A 22264-nucleotide genomic window follows, 5' to 3' on the forward strand; every position below is an offset into this window, starting at 1 on the left:
ATAATTAAACGAGAAATAGAATGGAAAGCAATTATTGAGTTAGGAGTTTAGACCCATGAGTTCGAGATATGGAAGAGATACAATTGTTGAAGTTAACTTAGATGCTGTAAAACATAATGTAAGAGAATTTAAAAAACGTGTGAATGATAAAAATATTGCAATGATGGCAGCGGTAAAAGCAAATGGGTATGGACACGGGGCGGTTGAAGTTGCAAAAGCGGCAATTGAGGCAGGAGTGAATCAACTTGCTGTTGCTTTTGTAGATGAAGGAATCGAACTACGCGAAGCAGGAGTTACTGTGCCGATTTTAGTTTTAGGTTATACACCAGTGGATGTTGCTAAAGATGCTATTGGGTATGATATTATGATGACGGTATATAGAATAGAGGATCTAAAAGGTATCAATGAAATTGCTAAGCAACTTGAAAAGAAAGCGCATATTCAAGTGAAAATAGATACAGGAATGAGTCGCATTGGTTTACAAGAAGAAGAGGTTGCGCCATTTTTAGAAGAACTAAAAAATATGAAATATATAGAAATAGAAGGTATGTTTACACATTACTCTACAGCTGATGAAATTAATAAAACATATACAAATATGCAAACGAGTTTATTTGAGAAAGCTGTAAATACAGCGAAGGAAATGGATATTCATCTTCCGTATATCCATAGTTCAAACAGTGCTGGATCAATGGAGCTAAGCAATACATTTCAAAATATGGTTCGTGTTGGAATCGGGATTTATGGTATGTATCCTTCGAAAGAAGTAGATCATACAGTTGTTTCTTTACAGCCAGCACTATCATTGAAGTCGAAACTGGCTCATATTAAGCACGCGAAAAAAAATCGTGGTGTAAGTTATGGGAATACGTATGTAACAACAGGAGAAGAATGGATTGCGACTGTTCCAATTGGTTATGCAGATGGGTATAACCGTCAGCTGTCGAATAAGGGGCATGCGTTAATTAATGGAATTCGTGTACCAGTTCTTGGGCGCGTTTGTATGGACCAGTTAATGTTAGATGTTACAAAAGCAATGCCTGTACAAGTAGGAGATGAAGTTGTTTTCTACGGTAGACAAGGTGAGGAAGAAATTTCTGTAGAAGAAATCGCGGATACATTGGGTACAATTAACTATGAAGTGACTTGTATGCTAGATCGAAGAATTCCACGCGTATATAAAGAAAATGATGAAACGACTACTGTTGTGAATATATTAAGAAACAAATGAATTAGTAAAGGACTGAATCGCTAAGATTCAGTCCTTTACTAATTCATTTTAACCGAGAAGACCCCCTCCTCTAAACGAAGTGGAGGTGGGGGTAGTTCAATTTAGTAAATTATAATAATCATACCTTGTTGTAATCTCAAAACCACACTGTTTATAAAGTTTTAGAGCATTATCGTTTTTAGTTTCAACCTCTAATTCAATCTTCGTTCTTCCCTCAGTTAATAGCTGATGTACGATGTACTGCAAAATGCTTTTTCCATATCCTTTTCCTTGATAAGAAGGATGAACAGCAAATCCGGATAAGGAAGTAAATCCGTTTTGTTTATTTACTGTAATGGTCCCAATTGGCTGTTTATGGATGAGAGAAATATATACTTGGTGAGTAGGAGAAGACATTATTTTTTGTAACCAGGAGGATGTATTTGTCAATGAATCACCAAAAGCTTTACTAGATATTTCTAAAAGAGTAAGAAATGTGGCAGTCGATACAGGGATAAGCTCAATCGTATGTTTTTGTATAGTCGTTTGTTGTGTATCTAACTGAAACTCCATACTGTACTCGCTGTATAAGTATGGTAAGTTAGCTTGTTCGGCAAATTCTTTTCCAGATGTTGATGCCCCGTTTATGATGAGCAAGACTTCATCAACATCTCGTTGTTGTATTTCTTCCATGGCCGTTTGTAAAAGAGTAGTTCCTACTTTTTGTTTTCTGAAATGAGGGTGGACAAATCCTGTTAATTCAAGTTTTGTCGGTCTTTCAAATTCATACATGTTTAACACACCGATTAATTGTTCATTGTTATAAAAAAGAAAATCGTTTAGCCGGTTTTCTTTTCGATTCTTAAGAATATTGACATGCAAATCTGCTGGATAATCGATGCCATCGTTTCGCCTACAAATATGAGCTAAATCTATGATGTGCTGTATTTCAGGTATTGTTAATCGTTTCTTTTTTTGAATTTGCATAGTGTAATCTCCTTAAGAGTATTTTAGAAGAAGACGGGGTGTTGTAGCCACTCCTCTAAACCCACATTTCCTTGAACGGATAATAATCGATATAAATATCGGTACGGTGCCCTACATTGTTCTAAATTAGGAAGAGGCATAATTGTTTCGTAACCTTGTCGGAATGCATGAGCTTCTTTCTCAGTAAATACGTATTCTAATCCAATAAAATCAAGTTCTCTTGGCGCAACCGCATAAGCTTCTGTATCTACTAATCCAGTAATTACTACACCATCTGTTAAAAATTGAGTTGGATCCATATCGATTAAAACTAGTGTAGCTTCCTGTGGTACTGGTAGTGCCTGAAGTTGTGACTGAAATACTACGAATAAATCATTTATTTTAGAATTATTAGAGTGAAACATCTCCACAAGTTGTTTACTTACGTTTGTTATATGTTTTTGAAACTTATGAAGTGGAATTTGAAAAGTTCCAGAAGGGTTTCCGATATAATTTGCCTTATACTGATGAATTTGTGCTAATCTTTTTCCAAGGTTATATAAGATAGAATTAGGTTGTTCTATAAATGATTTGAGTACTTGACCGTTTAACTTCTCAACAATAACATATTCTCGTTCTAATGTATGTTTCTGTAATATTTTGGGGATTGGGAGCGTTGTGTATTGCTGTAACTGTTTGTGTATGGTTTCTAACATATGTACATTTCTTGGATCAATCCCAAATAGATGTTTACATCCCCACCAAAAATCATTGTTCGGTTCTGTTTTCATTTTAGAAGATCGAACGATAACCTCATCAGTTTTTGTTTTTACGAGCCAGACGTCACTGGCATGATCTTCATAACCTGGGTGTAATGTGTCTATAGATAGGATAGGGGAGGTAAATAGGCCTTGTAACATAAGAAAACTCCTTTTCTCTAAAAATTCAATAAAATAATTATATATCATCTAGAAATAGAATATATAAAAATTTCCAAATTAGTGTCGAATTTGTGTAAATAAAGCCATTTCTTTGAAAAAATAGAGAATTTTTGGTATGATAATACTAAGAAAATATATCTGTTTTGGGGGTAATCAATGAAAAAAATATTTGAATATGTTTTATTAACAATTGGATCGATTATTGTAGCTGGCTCATTGGAGCTGATTTTGGCACCAAATGGACTGGTAGATGGTGGGGTAACAGCCATTTCTATTATGGCGAATAAAGTTGCTGGATTACCGCTTTATGGTGTGTTTTTAGGACTTAACATTCCTATCTTATTATTTACTGCAAAAGTAATGGGGAAAAAATTCTTTATTCGTACGTCCTATGCCAACGTTGTAACAACTCTCGGATTAATTTATTTGAAGCCATTTCCAGCTATCACAACGTCTGAATTACTAATTGTATTGTATGGTGGAGTATTATTTGGAATTGGTGTTGGAATTGTTGTGAAGATGGGTGGTGCAATTGACGGGTCAGAAATGTTAGCGGTCTGGATGAACAAACATTTTAAAGTGCCGATTAGTACATTTTTACTTGCTGTAAATGCTGTTATTTTTGTATTTGTCGCTATTTTGTTTTCAATCGAGCAAGCAATGTTCTCACTTGCAATTTTCTATATTGTTACGAAGATGATTGATTTCATATTAGATGGCATTAATCAAGGCAAGAGTGTCATGATTATTTCGAGTAAGAATAAAGAAATTGGTGAACTTCTTATGAAGGAGTTACAACTTTCAGTTACGTATCTACATGGAGAAGGTGGTTTTTTAGGAGAGCACCAGAGAATTATCTACTGTATTACAAACCGTTTTATTTATCCAAAGATGAAAGATCTCGTTCTCTCTGTAGATTCAAGTGCCATCATTGAAGCTTCTTATTCAACGGAAACAACTGGTGTAAAACGCCCAGGTATCTCATCACGTTCAGGGCAAACATCAAATGATTAGGCATGTAAAAAAGCTGTTCCTTGCAATTATTTCTGCAGGGAACAGCTTTTTTTTGCAAACCAAGCTTCTTTTAATAATGTTACAACAGTTTCGATTGCATCAATCGGTATCCCTCCGAAACCTAATAATACATGAGCTTCTTCTTGCAAAATATTTACTGGATCGTATATGGATAGAGGGTAAAGCTTTACATGTTTTTCAGCAGCTGATTGAATGAGTTCTTGTTCATTCATGCCGTTATGAACATGTAGTACAATGTGAAGTCCAGATTGATCCCCAAGTATATTAATACCAGTGCCCATTTGATTCACAAGTGATTTGACTAGTTTATGATGTTTTTTCTTATATAATGTACGAACGCGGTTTAAGTGCCGATCCCAATCTCCTTTTTGGATGAAGTTAGCAAGAGCAAGCTGTTGTATTTTAGAAACAGTTTGTTTAAAAATGCCGCCTAAGTTTTTATAGACTTCCAAAAGATGATTAGGAAGAACGATATAGCCCATTCTTAAGGAAGGTAAAAACGATTTTGAAAAAGTTCCCATGTAAATAACACGTTCATTTGTATCAAGCCCTTGCAGTGAGGGAATAGGTTTTCCAACGTAGCGAAATTCCCCATCATAATCGTCTTCAATAATATAACCAGAGCGATCATTAGCCCAGTTTAATAACTCAAGCCGCCTTGATAAAGGCATAATCATGCCATATGGAAATTGATGAGAAGGCGTAACATAAGCAACATTCGCATCGCAATTATTGAGAGATGAAATGTTCATTCCTTGCTCATCTAATGGAACAGGATGAAAAGGAAGACTGCAGCTTTGAATAATAGCTTTTACGCGGTGAAACCCAGGATTTTCGATTGCGTATGATTTTTGCTGCCCAAGTAATTGAATAAGTAACCAAAGAAGGGGTTGTGTACCAGCACCAATAATAATTTGGTTAGGTGTGCAATGAACCCCGCGAGCATGATACAAATATTTTGCAATGTGAGTACGAAGTATATATTCTCCTTGTGGATCTTCTTTTGTAAATAATTCGTTTTCATATTGGAGTAAACATTCTTGTAGGGCTCTTTTCCAATTTGAGAGTGGAAAGGCTGTTTGATCGATGTTTCCTTGATTACAATCAAAAAAGAGCGGTTCTGTTTGTTTTTTTTCAAATTGGTAAAATGGAGCATGTTGTTTATATGGTATAACATCTACATCTACTTCCGTAACAAATATACCACGCTTCGGTTTACTGTCCACATAGCCTTCCGCGGATAACTGCTGATAAGCTGATTCGACTGTAATGCGGCTAACACCAAGTTGTAATGCTAAATTTCGGTGAGAAGGGAGACGTGTTCCGGCAGGGAGCGTTCCCTTTAAGATTTCTTGTTTCATGTAGTCATAAATTTGTATATAGATGGGTGTTTTACTTTCTAATTGTAGAGGAATGGTTAAATCCATTACATGCGCTCTCCTTTAAAACTGGCCTTATAAAAAAGGGATGAACTGCCACTTAAGGAAAGGGCAGTCTCTATTTATAATAATAATATAACATTTAGAAAATTTTATAAATAGTTAGGGGAGATTCGCGATGAATGTTAAGGAAATAAAATCAGAAGATCAATTAGATGCGGTATTATCCGTTTTACAACAATTACGAACTGCGCTTACAAAAGAGGAAGCACAATTTTTATTTCGTCAGATGAAAGAGGAACGCTATCAATTATTTTCTTTGTGTAATGACGCAGATGAGGTGGTAAGCCTTGCAGGGGTAGCGGTATGTACGAATTTCTATAATAAGAAACATGTTTTTGTATATGATCTTGTTACAGCGGGGGCCCATCGCTCAAAAGGCTATGGTAAAGCGTTATTATCATATATAGAAGAGTGGGGAGCAGAAAAGGGATGTAGTTCTGTTGTTTTGACATCAGCTTTTCCACGGGTTGACGCACATCGTTTTTATGAACGTGAAGGATATGATAAAGTTAGTTATTCATTTCATAAGAAATTGAAATAAAGAAGAGGATTACCTCTTCTTTGTTTTTGATATCGACTCCGTACTTCCTCTAATTTTTTACTTTAGTCTAATCACTTTTTTACAAATGTAACGAAGAACGTTTTCTTTCCTCTAAAGAAGCAAATGAAAAAGAATCCTTATTTTTTACATATATTTTTTGGTCTTGAACAGGTTGCACCATTACTGCTTGTGAACTTCTTGTTTTTAGGGCATCTTGTATTCCAATAGTCATGAGTTTAATGAAAAGTATAGTAATAAAGAATGTGATGAGTGTATAAAAGATAATCCATAATGAAAGATTCATTTCATAACGATTTAATCCAATAAGGCCTGCCCAATCATTTGAGAGTGAAACAGGTTTGAACTCACCTTGGTCCATTTCTTTCAGTTGTATCCCACCGATTATAATGTTAAGTAATGCTAGATGGATCATAAGTATGAGTGTTTGGACAATATGCTCCATAAATAAAACAAATGCTCGGTCTAATAATAAGACACGCAAGTGTTTCTTTATAATATGAAAACGGCTTGCCCCCATTAATTGTGAGCTCATTATATAATCTTGCTTCATAAACTCATCAACTTCTGATGAAATATATAAAGAAATTGTAGGTAGAGCAATAAAAATGAGTATGATAGCTTGATAAAGTGTAAATGGAATATTTGGACTTAGCCGATCCGCATTTGATGTAATTACAATATTAACCGGTGTGATGAGTATAAATGCGATAAATACAGTTGGGATATAATAAAATACTTCTGAACATGCCTGGAAAAATCTTTTACATTTTGCAGCGTATAAACTTAATAGGATACCTAAACATGTCCCAAATAAAATACGTAATAAACTAATTCCGACAGCAAATAAAATTGTAAATTTCGCTCCTTCTAAAATTTGTAAGAAAATAGATTCTCCAAAACGGTCAGAGCCAAAAGGTGGCATTAAAGATGGTGAAAAGGGTGCCTTGCCAAGTAATTCATTATTGTCATTGTAAAGCAATAGAGGTGCTTCTGGTATGCTATCTTTAAAGAACCAACTATAAATAAAGCTAGCTGTAAGTAGTACAAAAAGATAAATGAATCCGATTAAAAAGCGTTTTGATTTCCAAATAGACCTCATATAACTTCTCCTCTCATTTGTTTTTGCCACCTATTCATCATAAAAGAAGTGATTTGAAAAATAATATAAAACGGTAAGATAATCATGATAAGTATGATAAATGTAGCGGGAGGTGAAATAAACGCCTTCCTAAATAAAAATTGAATGATACCTTGCATATTAAAAATAAATTCTAAAATGAACAAATTAGAAAGTAAGAAAACGAAAATTGTTTTTAAATGGTGGAAGAAATGAATAGATATATTTTTGAATAAATGAATGCACAGTATATATCTTGATGAAAGGCCCTTTCCGTAAGCAACTTCTACATATTGTTTTCCATGTTCTTCTTTTATATATAAAATCATCATCCGAAACATTTGTAATGTAGGTAAAACCGCTAAAGATAAAATAGGAAGTAAATAAGCGCGATTTTCATTAAAAGAAATAATTGTGACAGGAGATTCCCCGAATTTCTGAAGTAACCAAATGAAAAACATTTGTAAGCAAATCATCATCATCATATCAGGGATAGCTTCTAATACAAAAATAAATCTGTTAATCCACTTTTTGATAGAATCCTTTGCTAAAAAATAGAAAAACGCCATGCTAGATGAAATAAAGAGTGCAAGAACGAAAGCTACAAACAAAACAGTAAATGAATATATGTAAGGTTCTAATACGGTTGGAAATAATGGTGTTTTTTTGAAATTACCGAACTTCGCTTCTGATGATAGAACTATAAGAGACTCGGGAGAGAAAACCTCTTTTAACATAGTAAAAATCTGTTTGAAAAATTGAATCGGTTGAAAGGTGAATCCCCCTTGAGTGATAAATAAATAAGGTAAATTTAATAATAGTAAGAGTGATAAAATAATCGATGAAAGTTTTATCATAAATTGAGATGTTTTGTGTAACATCAAATCCCTCCGTCATCTTTTTACAATATTATACAACAAAGTGAGATTTAGTGTTTGATTTTTCAGAAGAATATATATTATTGTTATTATTAGTGATACATTAAATTCTAATATTCTACTTGATAGCATAGGAGGCAATATGGAACAGATATATTTACAAGGTAAAAAAGTGATAGTAAGAAAAATAGAAGAGAAAGATATAAATTCTTTATATTCACAAATATACAAAGAAGAAAACCCTGAATGGAAAAAGTGGGATGCGCCATACTTTCCATTTTCTATTCAGGAATACCCAGTGTATAAGGGAAGTTTGCAAGCTAAGCTAAAAGAGGAACCTTTGTCGCAACTTATTATTGAAGCCGATAACGAAATAATAGGGACAGTTGGTTTCTATTGGGAATATAAGGCGTCACGCTGGTTAGAAATAGGGATCACCATTTATGACCCAGCATATTGGAATGGCGGTTATGGTACAGAAGCTGTGCAACTATATAGAGATTTATTATTCGAAAATATGGAGATTGGTAGGGTTGGACTAACAACTTGGTCTGGAAATGAACGAATGATGAAAGTCGCAGAAAAAATTGGGATGAAGTTAGAAGGTAGAATGCGAAAATGTCGTTACTATAATGGGGCATATTATGATTCTATTCGAATGGGAATGATTCGTGAAGAGTGGGAAGCATTAAGAGAAGTGAAGGAGTAAAGTAAGAGGTATGCCGTTATTGCTACATTTGATGAGAGGTTTTCGGAGCGTGTGAAGGAGATATGGGAAGGGCTAACAGACGTTGTACATAACGAGGGTTTAGAACCTCATATTACATTAGTCGATTATCATGCTTTGGATTTGGAAACATATAGAAATGAATTTGAAAAGTTTACAGAGGGTGTAGAGCGTTTTCTAGTTGAATTCTCTTCTGTTGGCACCTTTCCTACAAATGGAACAATCTTTTTGGCACCAACAATAACAAGAAGATTACTAGAGTTGCATCAATCGTTTCATAATCATTTTACGGATTTTCATGATCAGCCACAGTCGTATTATGTACCTGAGAAGTGGGTACCACATTGTACAATTGCCAATCGTTTAGAGCGGGAGCAATTTGTTCGTGTAATGGATTTTGTATATAAAGGTTTTCGTGCACAAACGGCAGTTGTAGAAAGTTTAAAGTTAATTAAAGTGAACTATGAAAATCGGAATTCAGCTTCTTGTAGCATAGTAGCACAATACTTTTTGAAAAGAGTGGAGATATCGATATGACGTATGTAGTTAGAGAAATGAATGTAGAGGACATTACAGCTGTACAAGAAGTGGCAAAAATAGCTTGGCATGATACATATAAAGGAATCATTCCACAGGAAATTCAAGATGAATTTTTAAAGCAAGCATATTCAAATGAAATAATGAAACGACGTTTAGAACATTCATACTTACTCGTAGCAGAAGTAGAAGACCAAATTGTTGGATTTGCTAATTTTTCACCTGTAAAACATCAAAATGAAGCGGAATTAGGAGCCATTTATTTATTACCGGATCATCAAGGAAAAGGAATTGGGACAGCTTTATTGCAAAGAGGTATCGCGGTTTTAGACGGTGCTAAGAAGATTTATATTTGTGTAGAAGCGGAAAATGAAAAAGGAAAACAGTTTTATAAAGCAAAAGGTTTCGCCGCTTTAGAACAGTTTGAAGAAGACTTTGAGGGACACATGATGCAAACGGTAAGAATGGTGTTACATGTATAGTAAATGGTTTAGGAGGAGAAGAGATGAAGATATTCGATTTCGGTGAAATGGCAGGGAATCACATATCAGTGTTTCATTCTAACTTTATTATGTCAAAAATAGTAAAACATCAAGGAGAGGTACATATTGGTTGTATGCATTTACAACCAAAAGGAATAATCGGGTATCATGAAGCAGTTGTTTCTCAGCTTCTTCTAATTGTGCAAGGGTAAGGACTTGTTTGTGGCGCAGATAAAAAGAAAAAGAAAGTGCACCCGGGTCAAGCTGTTTTATGGGATAAAGGGGAATTCCATAAAACAACTACTGAAACTGGGCTTATGGCAATTGTAATTGAGTCAGAGAATCTAGAAAATAATATCCGAATGCCGATTGTAGAAAGAGAAGGCGAAGGAATAGGAGGATGAAAGGATGATTCAAAAGGCGAACGAAGAGGAAGTTCAGCAAATATTAAATTTTGCAGCACAATCACTTTTTGAAGGAACAAAAGAAACGTGTCAGTTAAGCCAAGAAAAGGCGATTGAGATTACACAGCCTCTATTAGATAAAGGAGCGTATTATTTAGTTGTAAAACAAGAGAATGTGCTAGCAGGATGGATTTTAATTGGAGAGAATACAGATTATTTTTCAGGAGAAAGACTGGGATTCATTTATGAATTATATATTTTTCCAGCGTATAGAGGAAAAGGGTTATCCCGAAAACTAATGAAAGCAGGAATCGATAGATTGCAAGAAAAGTATAAAGAAATACGTTTAAATGTATTCGCTGGGAATTTCGCCAAAGAGATGTATAAAGAATTTGGATTTGTTGAGAGGCAAGTAGTTATGACATTGAAGCTTAAATGTTGAATTATATCTGTATATATAAATAAATAGAATAAATAAAATTTATAAAATTTTTCCATGAAAGTGAAAAAAATCCCTTTTCAAATTTTTATTATTATTCTATACTTATCCAAGTAGAATTGAATTTTAGTAAATTCTATCAATTTAACCAATTCATTCATTATTAAGGGGGAAAATTTAATGGCTGGACAAATTCGTATGAGTCCTGAGGAGCTAAAATCAAAAGCTAAACTATACGGACGAAGCTCTGATGAAATTAAAGATATTCTTGGAAAATTACAAGGATTACAAAATGAATTACGTGGAGAATGGGAAGGCCGTGCTTTTGATGGTTTTGATCGACAATTCAACGATTTAAGACCAAAAGTAGAAAGCTTCTCACAATTATTACATGAGATTGATGTTCAACTTACCAAAACTGCAGAGGCTGTTGCTTCTCATGATGAAGAGTTATCACGTAATTTCGGCTTGAAATAAGAAACGTTGATATTCTCTACATAAAAAGAAGGTTTCAAAGTTAGCCATGCGACTTCTGTTGTATGGCTAACTTACTTTTAAGAAAAGAATGAATTTTAATTTTTATGTATAATAGGCTATTTTTAGATTTTTTTATTCGCAGGAGTGATAAGTATTGAAAAAAATTAAGTGGAGTATCTTGTTGTTTATCATTTTAGCACTTGTATTTGCAACAGGGACTTCCTATTTAGCTTTAAATAAAAAGTTAAAAAAAGAAGATGAAAAAAGCACTCCAAAAATGACGGTTGCTTTAGTAAACGAGGATCAAGGGACGCTATTTGAAGGGAATAAAATAGCATTTGGAGATCAGTTTATAAAAAATATTAATAAAGACAATAATCAACAATGGTATGTGGTCAGTCGTGGAGTTGCAGAAAATGGTTTGAAAAACAATAACTATAATATGATGATTGTAATTCCGAATGACTTTTCTAGAAAGGCTGTTTCAATTCATGCTGAAGCACCAGAGAAACTAACATTAAGTTATAAAGTAAATGCAACTGGAAATAAAGAATTAAAAACAGAAGCGGAAAAGACAGCCGCATCGATTTTAGAAGATTTTAATAGACGTATTATAGATGTATATTTTGCTAGCATAATTGGGAAATTACAAGCTGCGCAGGATAATATTGGGACAATCGTAGATAAAGAACAAGCCCACATGAAAGTATATAAAACAGATGTACATAATCCTTTGGCAAACTATACACAACAATTTAAAACAGTACAAGATTATACAGGTGTCTCTGTTAATAGCTTTAAAGGGTTTGAAGGGGTATTACAAAGATTTGGTCAAACAATCGATGAGGGTGCGAAATCGAATGCTACCTATTTAGGTGGTTTCGATAATCTTCAAAATTTGCAAACAGGCAATAATTTGTTAGCAAATAATTTTTCAAATCAGCTTAATCAATTTAACAGTGACCTTAGTACAAATGATGTGCTAAAGCAATTAAGTGCATTGGAATCGGCGAATAAAGTTATCGCAAGCCATTTCAATGACTCAGATAAACAATCTAATGCTTTAACTGACTCAACAGCAATTCAACAGTATTTAGCAGATGTCACAAATAAAATGAAAAGCTATGATGAAGAACTAGCAGATAAGCTCAAGAAGAATATTCAAGAAACAATTAATGAGAAATTAAAAGCAAAACTTTCGGGTAATAACACAAAAGAGATATATTTAAATACCTTAATGCAACAACCAGACAATCAAATTAACGAACAGATTAAAAGTTTAATCAATAAGTTAGCAAGTATGGATGTTGAAGAAATTGATAGACTCACATTACCTGATGAGACAAAGACGCAGCTGAAAAATGTAGTTCAAGTTTCTAAGAAGTATGGGGAAGAGAATAGCTTCCATTATGAAGGCTCTAACGATATTCCATTAGAAAATACAATCAAGAATATTAAGAAAGGCCTAGCTACTGATGGAATTATTTTTGAAGATAAAGAAAAAGTTGCAAAAATGGATGGAGAGCAAATGTTTAATTTGCAACTTCCAGAGGGATTTGAACTGTATTCAAGTACGGAAGCATTAATGATTAACGGACAAGACTATACTGCAGACTATTTAAGTAATGGGAGTGTCAAGCTGCCTTCTCGAGAAGAAGGAGAATTATCTGTTGGTGTGCGTGTCAAATTGTCGGATGAAAACGCAAAGATTGATGTTTTTACACCAGTAACATGGAAATGGAATTTAACTCATACGCATGAAAAAACACCAACGGAAACGAAGCCAGTTGATCCTCCGACCGAGGGACAAGAAACAACTGGTGAAAATAATAAACAAAGTAATCAAGTTGTCAAACTGACAAATCGCACAAAAACGCCAGTACATTCAATTAAACAATTGACAGATAGTAAGACTGGTAGTGAAACAAAAGAACCAAATAAAGATGGAAACAAAAACCCAGGTGGTGGCACAACAGAGCCAGGTGGTGGTACAACAAACCCAGGCGGTGGCACAACAAACCCAGGCGGTGGCACAACAGAGCCAGGCGGTGGCACAACAGAGCCAGGCGGTGGCACAACAGAGCCAGGTGGCGGCACAACAAACCCAGGCGGTGGTACAACAAACCCAGGTGGTGGCACAACAGAGCCAGGTGGTGGCACAACAAACCCAGGCGGTGGTACGACAAACCCAGGTGGTGGCACAACAAACCCAGGCGGTGGCACAACAAACCCAGGCGGTGGCACAACAGACCCAGGCGGTGGTACAACTAATCCGGGTGAGGGAGATAAAAAAGTTGAAACAATAGAACGTACTAATGATCATATTGTTCATCAAAAAATGGAAGTTTTATCTCCAGCATCATCTGAGGGGTTAATAAAAGACGCTGTGAACACAGTGAAAAATTATGAAGAATTATCAGGCTTATATGAACTGTATTATGGGCTTGATATGAAAACAGAAGATTTATCAGGAAAGTTAGAAAAACAAGCTTTAAAAGATCTTGCCACATCAAAATCTCTTTATTACATGTTAAATAAACAAAATGTGTTAGATATCATTACAGGTCTTGTTTCATCTGAAATTCAGGCGGAAGTAACATCTGAGATGAATCAAGTAAAACAAAAAATTAATGATTTGCAGCTCTTAGCTAAAAATGTTAACCAAAATTCAGACCGTTTGGCAGAAACATTAAAACAAACATCAGAACAAGCTAATGTAATGAATACGAATCTGGCTGAGTATTTAAACGGTGCAATGAAGTGGCGTGAAGGTAGTCTAAAACTGATGGAGGAACAAAGAACAATAGTAAGTAGTCGTGAAGGAGAACAGACAGCTATATTAGCATTAGACACTGGATTGAAATCATTAGTGACACAGAGTCAATCGTTAGCTGAAAGTTCGAAAGGTACTTTGCTAGCTTCTGACGAGGTATATAAAACGTTTGATCAAATTAATAATCAAGCAAAAGAAATTCAAGACAGCGGTGTAACGATGGTGTCAAAAGCTGATACATTATTAAACGATTTAACTGATAAAGTATCGGATGATAAGTCATTCGCGAAAAACTTCAGTAAAGTATTAGCGAATAGCCGTGTTGGCGAACGTCAGAATGAACAGTTATACAAGTTTTTAGCGAATCCAGTTTTAAAACAAAATGACGGTGTTATTACAGCAGGCAATGCCTTTACACCATATTTAATTGTATTAGTATGTTTTATTGTTTCTTTATTTACGTCATACGCTATTGCGAATCAGGAAAGAAAGCGTCATCAACAAGATGATTTTGAAGAAAAATCATCAATTTTAGATATGAACTTACCAATCACGGCAATTACATTCGGAATAGCTATTGTTGAAGGAGTTATAATTGGTATCATCGCTGGGAAATTATTAGAATTCAGCGGAAATCAAAGGTTAATTTGGATTGCTTTTATAACAATTACAATGATGGCTTTTGTCTTCGTTTCAACATATCTATTACGCCAAGCAAAAATGATAGGCATGTTTATCTTATTAACGTCATTAAGTCTGTATCTATTTTTAACAGAAGCTGTTGGAGTTAAGGTAACTAAGACATCATATCTTGGTAAGTTACGTGAATTTTCACCACTTCAATATATAGAAGATTTCTTAAATAATTTTATAAGTGGTAAAAATGATGGTCATGTCACTTTCGCAGTCCTTCTTGTAATAGCAATTGTTGGATTTATTATCAATCTATTTGTATGGCATAAAAGGTGGGAGGAAAAAATTGACGATGATGAAACAATGCATACAGCTGGCTAGATTATCATTTGTCTTTTTTCTTTTCTTGTTTGCTGCGCCCCTCATGGGTAGCGCAGCAGACAGTTACCTGAATGATAATGGTAAACTTGATTTCAAAGTAGATCGGCTACATGAAGATAACCAAGAAAGAAATGAAAAAGGACAGCAAGAGACAGAGCTCGATAAAGCAGCAATTCAATTATTTAATGAAGAAGTTGAAAAACAAATTAATGAAAAACAAAAGAAAGAAAAGAAAGAAATGAAAGAGTTGAATGACTCTTTATTTTTGAATACGAAAAAAATAGATAAAATGAAAGACACACAGAAGAGTTTGTTTTCAAAAAACTATAACGTGAGAGCAAGTTCTAGTGAAATGGATCATAGCCAAGCCAAAACAGAAGAGTCAATTAGTCCGACATTGATTGGATTAATTATTATTGGCGTTATATTCATTTTTATTGGATTTGGAATCATCATTCGGAAAATTTGGATGTAAGGAGAATCACAAATGGCTATACAGACACATATTAACGTCACTGTTGATTTTCATAAATGGAATGGAAATACATACGATTTACGAATCCCCAATCATCAGTCTGTTAAATATTTGCTTAAAAATTTAATTGAAACATTAAAAATTGAAAAATACGATACATCAAACTACGTAATTAAAGTTGTGAATAAATCGTTATTATTAACAGATGATGATAGATTGGTAGATCACCAAGTAACAGATGGAGATATATTACAAGTAATATAAATTACATAATCATGAACGCAGCATGTAACCTACTCAAGTGAATTCGTAAAATCAGAATAGGTTTATGGTGAAAAGGAGAAGAGGAAGAACATGACGGAGAAAACAATTCAGATTGATTCAATGGAGTATCGATTTGAAATAGAAGAAGATACTTGGAAATTAGAACTTGCTAAATCTCAAACGCAAGTAAAAGATACCCGTCAATTGGAGTTATTAACGGAAAAATCATCAATGTTTCTACCAGTAACAATAGAAGAGCATGATGATACATTTACTTTTACATATACGGTAGAAAAGAAATTATTGAAATGGGAAGATGTAAAGAAATTAGAAAGAAATGAGAAATTACGTTTAATCCGAAATCTATCTCATTTTCAAGAGTATTTGCATAGAAGAATAACTTTCTTTTTACACCCGGATAATTTAGTATTTGATGCAAATTTAATGCCGTTTATTATACATCGCGGAATTCGAGAGATTGCCCCGCCCAAACCACTAACAGAAAATCAATTTTTACTCCACTACAAATGTTTTATTATTGCTTTGTTTTCCAAAAAACATAGTTATGATGATCTATATGCTGGTTTATTGGAAAGCGCAAAAGAAACTACATTTGAACAGAATGTGGTCAACATGGAAAGCTTTGAGGAACTGAAACAGTTTATCGAAGTGAATTTTTTAAAGGAGCAAGCAAAAGCAGAAAAAACAATGCAACTTGTTCCGAAAAAGCAGTTTAAATTATTTAAATACTTAGCATTTTCATTTGCGGCAGCTACAGTTATCTTAGCAGCACCAGTCGTTTACTACACATTTATGAAAGTGCCGTATCAAAATACACTTCTAGAAGCTAATAAAAATTTCTTAGCAACGGATTACGATAAGGTAATTAGTAATTTGAATGAGGAAGAGTTTGAATCATTACCGCTAGCATCTAAATATGAGTTAGCGTATTCCTACTTGAAAGTAGAGAAATTATCTGATGAGCAAAAAGCAGCAATTATGAAAAATGTTACTTTAAAAAGTGATGAAAAGTATTTATTGTACTGGATTTACAACGGAAAAGGTAATTTTGATAAATCGTTAGATTTAGCGAAAAGTGTGGATGATCCACAATTAATCATGTATGGCTTAATTAAACAAATAGAAGCAGTGAAAAATAATCCGGATTTACCAGGAAAAGAGCGCGATGAAAAGCTAAAAACATTTGAACAACAATTGAATGAATATAAGAAAAAATATAGTGATTCATCCAATGAAAAAGATATATCTAATACAAAAAAAGCAAAGTAAAAGGATGAAGACTTTTGCTGAATCTATATGAAAATGGATATATAAACAACAAGAAAAGATAGGGAGTACGTATATATCCAATCTATATAAATACAAAATGAAAAACCGACATAAACCCTTTCTTTTTAGGTGGGAAAGAGCGTCCGTCCATGGAGCCCATGCTAAGTGAAAACAAAAAGAGAAAACGAGTGTAGGATACCTTTTATTTTTCATAGCAGCGACTTATATGTTGGAAAATCAAAATGGATATATATGTATGGAAACTCCTTACAGATAGAGCGAACAAAAGGAGAAGTGGAGAAGTATGGAGCAACTACTTGCACTAAGTTACGGCAATCGATTACATAAATGCCGCTTACATCCATCCGAACGTCCTACAGTGACGATTGGGAAAGAATGGTCAAATCATATTACTGACTTTGATTTAGATGAATCACTTTTGTTAAATTGGGATAGCGAATTAGAAGCTTGGAAGATAGGAGAGCAAGTCCTTTGTTTTAATAAGGCGAATACAATTCAATTAAAGAATAACAAGGCTATGCGCATTTGGATTGCAACTGTAGAAGAAGTAATTGTATATGATACATCAACGAAATATTCGATAGCAATTAGTAAAAATGACTACGATGATATAACAGTTCATGATGCTACTACAGATTTTCTGTTCATTCGTGAAACATTAGATGAGCCGTTTAAAATTAACGTGTATGAGGGGAACGTCTTTCATAATTATTCTAAATTGAAAGGTACAGCGAATGTAGAAGCTGGAGATCACTTATATTTTGATGGCGTAACAATTCAAATTGGAAGTGAAGATGTTCAAATATTCGCAGCAGAAAAACGGGTAGACTCGACATTACCTCGTTTACTAGAAGCGGACAGCTTTTATCATGATGAGTATCCAGATTATCATCGTTCACCACGGATTATTTATCGTGAGCCAGTTGAAAAAATGATAATTGCAAAACCATCATCAAAACCATCAAAACCAACAGAGCATCTAGCAAGGATTATTGTTCCATCTCTCGTAATGATTGTGGTAACTGTCATGTTATCTATATTTCAATCATACGGTTTATTTATTTTCGCATCGCTAGCAATGACAGTCGTGACTGTTATTGTTTCGATCACATCGTACATAAAAAACTTAAAGCAATACAAAATTGATATTGCCGAGCGAGATAAGAGTTATCGAGAATACTTAATGCAAAAAACAAAGGATTTACATGCTGAAAGTGAGAAACAGCGTCATGCACTTCATTATCATTATCCAGATGTTACCGAAATTAGAGAAATGGCGATAGAAGTGAACCCTCGTATATATGAAAAAACAATCATGCATCATGATTTCTTAACATACCGAGTGGGAAAAGGGAATGTAGATACTAGTTTTGAAATTGAATTTAATGAAGAGGAATTTAGCCAGTTTAAAGACGAGCTTATTGCCATGGCACGTGAGCTAAGACAGCAATATCTTTTTCAAGCCGATGTTCCGGTTGTAACAGATTTAATGAATGGACCAGTTGGATATATTGGGCAGCGTTCGTTAGTGCTCGAACAATTACAACTATTAGTGATGCAAACAGCTTTATTCCATAGTTATTATGACTTGCAGTTTATTACAGTCTTTCCTGAAGAGGAGAAGAAGAAGTGGGACTGGATGCGCTGGTTGCCTCATGCAAGTGTACGTGATATTAATGTACGCGGTTTTGTATATCATGATAGAAGCCGAGACCAAGTACTGAATAGTTTGTATCAAATATTGAAAGAACGAAAACTGAAAGTAGATGAAAAAAGCAATTCAAGTGAAAAAATACATTTTTCACCGCATTATGTTGTCCTTATAACGGATGAAAAACTCATCTTAGATCACGTTGTGATGGAATTCTTTAATGAAGATCCAAGTGATTTAGGTGTATCACTCGTATTCGTTCAAGATGTGATGCAAAGCTTACCAGAGCATGTGAAGACAGTTGTTGACATAAGAGACTCGAAAAAAGGAAATATCATCCTAGAACAAGGGGAACTTGTAAATCGTCAGTTCGCACCGGATCATTTTCCAGAAGGATTTAATTTAGAAGATGTAGCTAGAGCACTTGCGCCACTGAATCACCTGCAAAACTTGAAAAATAGTATTCCAGAAAGTGTTACATTCTTAGAAATGTATGGCGTTGAAAAAGTGAACGAGCTAAATATTACAGGCCGCTGGGCAAAAAATGCCGCTCATAAATCATTAGCTGTTCCGCTTGGTCTTCGCGGTAAAGAAGATCTTGTGAACTTAAACTTACATGAAAAAGCACACGGACCACACGGGTTAATTGCTGGTACTACAGGTTCTGGTAAGTCAGAGATTATTCAGTCGTATATTCTATCTCTTGCGGTCAATTTCCATCCTTATGAAGTTGCGTTTCTATTAATTGACTATAAGGGCGGAGGAATGGCGAACTTATTTAGAAATCTACCGCACTTACTAGGAACGATTACGAACTTAGATGGTGCGCAAAGTATGCGTGCACTTGCTTCGATTAAGGCAGAATTACAAAAACGCCAACGCTTATTTGGCGAGAATAATGTGAATCATATTAACCAATATCAAAAATTATACAAAGAAGGCGCTGTAACAGAGCCGATGCCGCATCTATTCTTAATTAGTGATGAGTTCGCGGAGTTGAAGGCAGAGCAGCCAGACTTTATGAAAGAATTAGTTTCAACAGCGCGTATCGGGCGTTCTCTTGGTATTCATTTAATACTGGCTACACAAAAACCAACCGGGGTTGTCGATGATCAAATTTGGAGTAACTCGAAATTTAAACTAGCGCTTAAAGTGCAAAATACATCAGACAGTAATGAAATATTAAAAACACCTGACGCAGCAGAAATTACATTGCCAGGACGTGCGTACTTACAAGTCGGAAATAATGAAATCTATGAATTATTCCAATCTGCATGGAGCGGTGCTGACTATGTAGAAGATAAGGATGATCAAGATCGTCTCGATACAACAATTTATGCAATCAACGACTTAGGTCAATATGAAATCTTAAGTGAAGACTTAAGTGGACTTGGAGATAACAAAGAAGTTGCGACGGTGCCGTCTGAACTTGATGCAGTTATCGATTATATTCATGATTATACAGAAGAAAGACAAATTGAAGCGCTCGCAAGACCGTGGTTACCACCGCTTCCAGAAAAAATATTCCTGCAAGACTTACACCCAGTGCACTTTAAAGAAGCATGGAATGAAGCAAAGAAACCATTGCAAGCAACAGTTGGTTTACTAGACCAACCTGAATTACAATCACAAACACCATTAACATTAGACATAAGTAAAGATGGACATGTGGCCGTCTTCTCAAGCCCAGGTTACGGTAAATCGACTTTCTTACAATCAGTCATTATGGATGTAGCGCGTCAAAATAGTCCGGAGCATTTGCATGTGTATTTAGTAGACCTTGGTACGAATGGTCTCTTACCATTAAAGGGACTGCCACATGTTGCGGATACGATTACGATTGACGAAGCAGAAAAGTGCTTAAAACTAGTTGAAAGATTAACGCAAGAGATGAAACAACGTAAACGTATGTTAAGTGAATATGACGTTGCAAGCATAGAAATGTATGAAAAAGCTAGCGGTAAACAAATGCCGAATATCATCGTTGCGATTGATAATTACGATGCGGTAAAAGAAGCTAGATTTTACGAAGACTTTGAAATGTTAATGATACAAATTGTTCGTGATGGCGCAAGCTTAGGTATTCATACACTAATCAGTGCAGGTCGACAAAATGCACTGCGTATTCAGCTATATAACAATATTAAATTGCAAACATGTCTATATATGATTGATCAAAGTGAAATCTCAGGCATTGTAGGTCGATCTGATGTAAAAGTGGAAGAAATGGCAGGACGAGCAATTATAAAACTAGATTCACCGACATTATTCCAGTCAGTGTTACCAACAAAAGCAGAAGATGAATTACAACAAATTCAATTATTGCAACAAGAAGCAAGTGAAATGGATCAAGAATGGGATGGAGAACGTCCGAAGGCAATTCCAATGATGCCAGAAATCATTGATCTTGTAACATATCGTAAAAACAAGGACGTTACCAAAGCATTACAAGCAGGAAAAGTTCCACTGGGACTTGACTTCACAAATGTAGAAGTCGTTGCGCATGATATTGCAGTTAATGATCATTTAATGGTTTACAGTGCAGATGATAGTATTAGAAAACAAGTCATATCAAGTATACTCTCCCAAATGAATAAAGACTATTTTGAGAGTATAACATTAGTAGATACAGCGGAGTATAGCTTCGTTCAGTATAAAGACAATGTGACTCATTACATCGTAGAAGAAAATGAAGTAAACGTTCACGTGAAATACTGGATGGAAGTGATTCGTGAACGATCTCTTGAATTATCACAAGCAAGACAAGAAGGAAGAGAAATACCAGTGTTTACAAAACAACTTATCATTATGACAAACGTTGAAGAATTTAGCAGACTCGTTTACTTAGAAACAGACGACGCAACAACTTTAATGGATCTATCTCGTGCAGTTGGTATTTACTTCGTCCTAGCAGGACATCATGACTATATGGATCGAAACCGAGATGCCTTACCGATGAAAATGAGAAGTAAACTAACAGCGGGCATCATCGCAATGCCATTAAACGACCAAAGTGTTTTCAATGTGAAATACGTAAGTAACGAAGCATCTTTAGGGAAAGACGAAGTGTATTACTACCAAAAAGGAAGCATTATGAAACTCAAAATGCCAAGAGTAACGAACGAGGTGACCGTATGAAAAAAAGAGTAAAAATGGGTTTCATAAGTGTATTACTAGGAACATGTTTAACACTTACAGGATGCAAGGTTGCGTATAAGGATATTGTCAAAGCACTGGATGAAGGTGATATGAAGACTGTCATGGCTGCAAGTGATGATGGGTATGCTTATGTGTCAGTAAATGCTTATAGAATTCTAGAGTATCCGAAGGTGGAAGAGAAGGAGGATGAAGTAAGAATAGGTCAAGTCATGAAAGGAACTTTTTCGATAAGGGATCATTCGTTTTATGGTGTAACATCACAGTCTAAGAGTACGTACACAATACTTTACTCTGGAGAACATATAAGGGGTACAAAGGATAAAAAAGCAGAGCGAATATACGATACAAATATAAGTTATACAAACAAAAACATTCAGTTTTCTACACCTAATGTAGACGC

The 22264-nt window shown here is 34.8% G+C and carries 18 protein-coding genes and 3 pseudogenes; 16 read left to right on the plus strand and 5 right to left on the minus strand.

The window, feature by feature from the left end; translation table 11 throughout:
• The first annotated feature begins 55 nt into the window (after positions 1–55).
• On the plus strand, positions 56–1231 hold the full coding sequence (alr, locus tag BPMYX0001_RS09275) for an alanine racemase (protein WP_006094640.1): 1176 nt from the start codon (positions 56–58) through the stop codon (positions 1229–1231).
• A gap of 96 nt (positions 1232–1327) precedes the next feature.
• On the opposite strand, the gene BPMYX0001_RS09280 is transcribed toward alr, so the two are convergent.
• Both BPMYX0001_RS09280 and BPMYX0001_RS09285 read right to left on the minus strand, forming a co-directional pair.
• Positions 1328–2197, minus strand: a complete 870-nt coding sequence (locus tag BPMYX0001_RS09280; RefSeq protein WP_006094641.1) for a GNAT family N-acetyltransferase — start codon at positions 2195–2197, stop codon at positions 1328–1330.
• A gap of 23 nt (positions 2198–2220) precedes the next feature.
• On the minus strand, positions 2221–3096 hold the full coding sequence (locus tag BPMYX0001_RS09285) for a phosphotransferase (RefSeq protein ID WP_033798836.1): 876 nt from the start codon (positions 3094–3096) through the stop codon (positions 2221–2223).
• Positions 3097–3273: 177 nt separating this feature from the next.
• Here BPMYX0001_RS09285 and BPMYX0001_RS09290 point away from each other — a divergent pair, with 177 nt between their 5' ends.
• Positions 3274–4131, plus strand: coding sequence for a YitT family protein (locus tag BPMYX0001_RS09290; protein ID WP_003197206.1), 858 nt, complete (start codon positions 3274–3276; stop codon positions 4129–4131).
• 26 nt (positions 4132–4157) lie between these two features.
• Here BPMYX0001_RS09290 and pdxR read toward each other — a convergent pair whose 3' ends face one another.
• Positions 4158–5579, minus strand: coding sequence for a MocR-like pyridoxine biosynthesis transcription factor PdxR (pdxR, locus tag BPMYX0001_RS09295; protein ID WP_006094643.1), 1422 nt, complete (start codon positions 5577–5579; stop codon positions 4158–4160).
• A gap of 130 nt (positions 5580–5709) precedes the next feature.
• On the opposite strand from pdxR, the gene BPMYX0001_RS09300 reads away from it, so the two are divergent.
• Complete coding sequence (locus BPMYX0001_RS09300) at positions 5710–6135, plus strand: GNAT family N-acetyltransferase (protein ID WP_006094644.1); 426 nt, start codon at positions 5710–5712, stop codon at positions 6133–6135.
• 79 nt (positions 6136–6214) lie between these two features.
• Here the strand turns inward: BPMYX0001_RS09300 and BPMYX0001_RS09305 are convergent, their stop codons facing one another.
• Together BPMYX0001_RS09305 and BPMYX0001_RS09310 are read right to left on the minus strand one after the other, a co-directional pair.
• Complete coding sequence (locus BPMYX0001_RS09305) at positions 6215–7255, minus strand: ABC transporter permease (protein ID WP_018765500.1); 1041 nt, start codon at positions 7253–7255, stop codon at positions 6215–6217.
• Positions 7252–8154 carry an ABC transporter permease subunit gene (locus BPMYX0001_RS09310; protein ID WP_006094646.1) on the minus strand — a complete coding sequence of 301 codons (903 nt, stop codon included), beginning with the start codon at positions 8152–8154 and terminating at the stop codon, positions 7252–7254. Before BPMYX0001_RS09310 ends, BPMYX0001_RS09305 begins: the two co-directional genes overlap by 4 nt.
• 139 nt (positions 8155–8293) lie before the next feature.
• On the opposite strand from BPMYX0001_RS09310, the gene BPMYX0001_RS09315 reads away from it, so the two are divergent.
• The 13 genes and pseudogenes from BPMYX0001_RS09315 to BPMYX0001_RS09370 all read left to right on the plus strand — a co-directional run.
• Positions 8294–8860: a GNAT family N-acetyltransferase gene (locus BPMYX0001_RS09315; RefSeq protein WP_006094647.1), complete on the plus strand. Its 567-nt coding sequence runs from the start codon at positions 8294–8296 to the stop codon at positions 8858–8860.
• A 51-nt stretch (positions 8861–8911) separates the two neighbouring features.
• Positions 8912–9415, plus strand: coding sequence for a 2'-5' RNA ligase family protein (locus BPMYX0001_RS09320; RefSeq protein WP_006094648.1), 504 nt, complete (start codon positions 8912–8914; stop codon positions 9413–9415).
• On the plus strand, positions 9412–9897 hold the full coding sequence (locus tag BPMYX0001_RS09325; protein WP_018765504.1) for a GNAT family N-acetyltransferase: 486 nt from the start codon (positions 9412–9414) through the stop codon (positions 9895–9897). The genes BPMYX0001_RS09320 and BPMYX0001_RS09325 overlap by 4 nt, the downstream gene beginning before the upstream one ends.
• Before the next feature lie 23 nt (positions 9898–9920).
• A pseudogene (locus BPMYX0001_RS33905) lies at positions 9921–10301 on the plus strand (cupin).
• Positions 10302–10305: 4 nt separating this feature from the next.
• Positions 10306–10743 (plus strand): GNAT family N-acetyltransferase, encoded by a 438-nt coding sequence (locus BPMYX0001_RS09335; protein ID WP_006094651.1) that lies wholly within the window; start codon positions 10306–10308, stop codon positions 10741–10743.
• A gap of 177 nt (positions 10744–10920) precedes the next feature.
• Positions 10921–11217 (plus strand): WXG100 family type VII secretion target, encoded by a 297-nt coding sequence (locus BPMYX0001_RS09340; protein WP_003197226.1) that lies wholly within the window; start codon positions 10921–10923, stop codon positions 11215–11217.
• 154 nt (positions 11218–11371) lie between these two features.
• Positions 11372–15004, plus strand: coding sequence for a type VII secretion protein EsaA (esaA, locus tag BPMYX0001_RS09345; RefSeq protein ID WP_157753617.1), 3633 nt, complete (start codon positions 11372–11374; stop codon positions 15002–15004).
• Positions 14976–15479, plus strand: coding sequence for a type VII secretion protein EssA (gene essA / locus BPMYX0001_RS09350; RefSeq protein ID WP_018765509.1), 504 nt, complete (start codon positions 14976–14978; stop codon positions 15477–15479). Before esaA ends, essA begins: the two co-directional genes overlap by 29 nt.
• A gap of 12 nt (positions 15480–15491) precedes the next feature.
• On the plus strand, positions 15492–15743 hold the full coding sequence (locus tag BPMYX0001_RS09355) for an EsaB/YukD family protein (RefSeq protein ID WP_018765510.1): 252 nt from the start codon (positions 15492–15494) through the stop codon (positions 15741–15743).
• Between the two features lie 90 nt (positions 15744–15833).
• Positions 15834–17033 carry a type VII secretion protein EssB gene (essB, locus tag BPMYX0001_RS09360; RefSeq protein ID WP_003197233.1) on the plus strand — a complete coding sequence of 400 codons (1200 nt, stop codon included), beginning with the start codon at positions 15834–15836 and terminating at the stop codon, positions 17031–17033.
• A 304-nt stretch (positions 17034–17337) separates the two neighbouring features.
• Positions 17338–17616: pseudogene (locus BPMYX0001_RS34860) on the plus strand (FtsK/SpoIIIE N-terminal domain-containing protein); the annotation flags it as partial.
• Positions 17614–21843 (plus strand): annotated as a pseudogene (gene essC, locus BPMYX0001_RS09365) (type VII secretion protein EssC); the annotation flags it as partial. The pseudogenes BPMYX0001_RS34860 and essC, both read left to right, overlap by 3 nt.
• Positions 21840–22264: DUF3952 domain-containing protein (locus tag BPMYX0001_RS09370; RefSeq protein WP_244268578.1), on the plus strand; the 425-nt coding region annotated here is incomplete at its 3' end. The pseudogene essC and the gene BPMYX0001_RS09370, both read left to right, overlap by 4 nt.

This window comes from Bacillus pseudomycoides DSM 12442 (assembly GCF_000161455.1).
GTDB classification, from domain to species: Bacteria; Bacillota; Bacilli; order Bacillales; family Bacillaceae_G; genus Bacillus_A; species Bacillus_A pseudomycoides.

What these genes read in the sequence shown, in the direction of transcription:
- BPMYX0001_RS09310 (WP_006094646.1), bottom strand. Translation starts at nt 8,154, where the DNA reads ATGTTACACAAAACATCTCAATTTATGATAAAACTTTCATCGATTATT.
- BPMYX0001_RS09355 (WP_018765510.1), top strand. Translation starts at nt 15,492, where the DNA reads ATGGCTATACAGACACATATTAACGTCACTGTTGATTTTCATAAATGG.
- pdxR (WP_006094643.1), bottom strand. Translation starts at nt 5,579, where the DNA reads ATGGATTTAACCATTCCTCTACAATTAGAAAGTAAAACACCCATCTAT.
- essA (WP_018765509.1), top strand. Translation starts at nt 14,976, where the DNA reads ATGATGAAACAATGCATACAGCTGGCTAGATTATCATTTGTCTTTTTT.
- essB (WP_003197233.1), top strand. Translation starts at nt 15,834, where the DNA reads ATGACGGAGAAAACAATTCAGATTGATTCAATGGAGTATCGATTTGAA.
- BPMYX0001_RS09325 (WP_018765504.1), top strand. Translation starts at nt 9,412, where the DNA reads ATGACGTATGTAGTTAGAGAAATGAATGTAGAGGACATTACAGCTGTA.
- BPMYX0001_RS09285 (WP_033798836.1), bottom strand. Translation starts at nt 3,096, where the DNA reads ATGTTACAAGGCCTATTTACCTCCCCTATCCTATCTATAGACACATTA.
- BPMYX0001_RS09305 (WP_018765500.1), bottom strand. Translation starts at nt 7,255, where the DNA reads ATGAGGTCTATTTGGAAATCAAAACGCTTTTTAATCGGATTCATTTAT.
- BPMYX0001_RS09340 (WP_003197226.1), top strand. Translation starts at nt 10,921, where the DNA reads ATGGCTGGACAAATTCGTATGAGTCCTGAGGAGCTAAAATCAAAAGCT.
- BPMYX0001_RS09300 (WP_006094644.1), top strand. Translation starts at nt 5,710, where the DNA reads ATGAATGTTAAGGAAATAAAATCAGAAGATCAATTAGATGCGGTATTA.
- BPMYX0001_RS09290 (WP_003197206.1), top strand. Translation starts at nt 3,274, where the DNA reads ATGAAAAAAATATTTGAATATGTTTTATTAACAATTGGATCGATTATT.
- BPMYX0001_RS09315 (WP_006094647.1), top strand. Translation starts at nt 8,294, where the DNA reads ATGGAACAGATATATTTACAAGGTAAAAAAGTGATAGTAAGAAAAATA.
- BPMYX0001_RS09335 (WP_006094651.1), top strand. Translation starts at nt 10,306, where the DNA reads ATGATTCAAAAGGCGAACGAAGAGGAAGTTCAGCAAATATTAAATTTT.
- alr (WP_006094640.1), top strand. Translation starts at nt 56, where the DNA reads ATGAGTTCGAGATATGGAAGAGATACAATTGTTGAAGTTAACTTAGAT.
- BPMYX0001_RS09280 (WP_006094641.1), bottom strand. Translation starts at nt 2,197, where the DNA reads ATGCAAATTCAAAAAAAGAAACGATTAACAATACCTGAAATACAGCAC.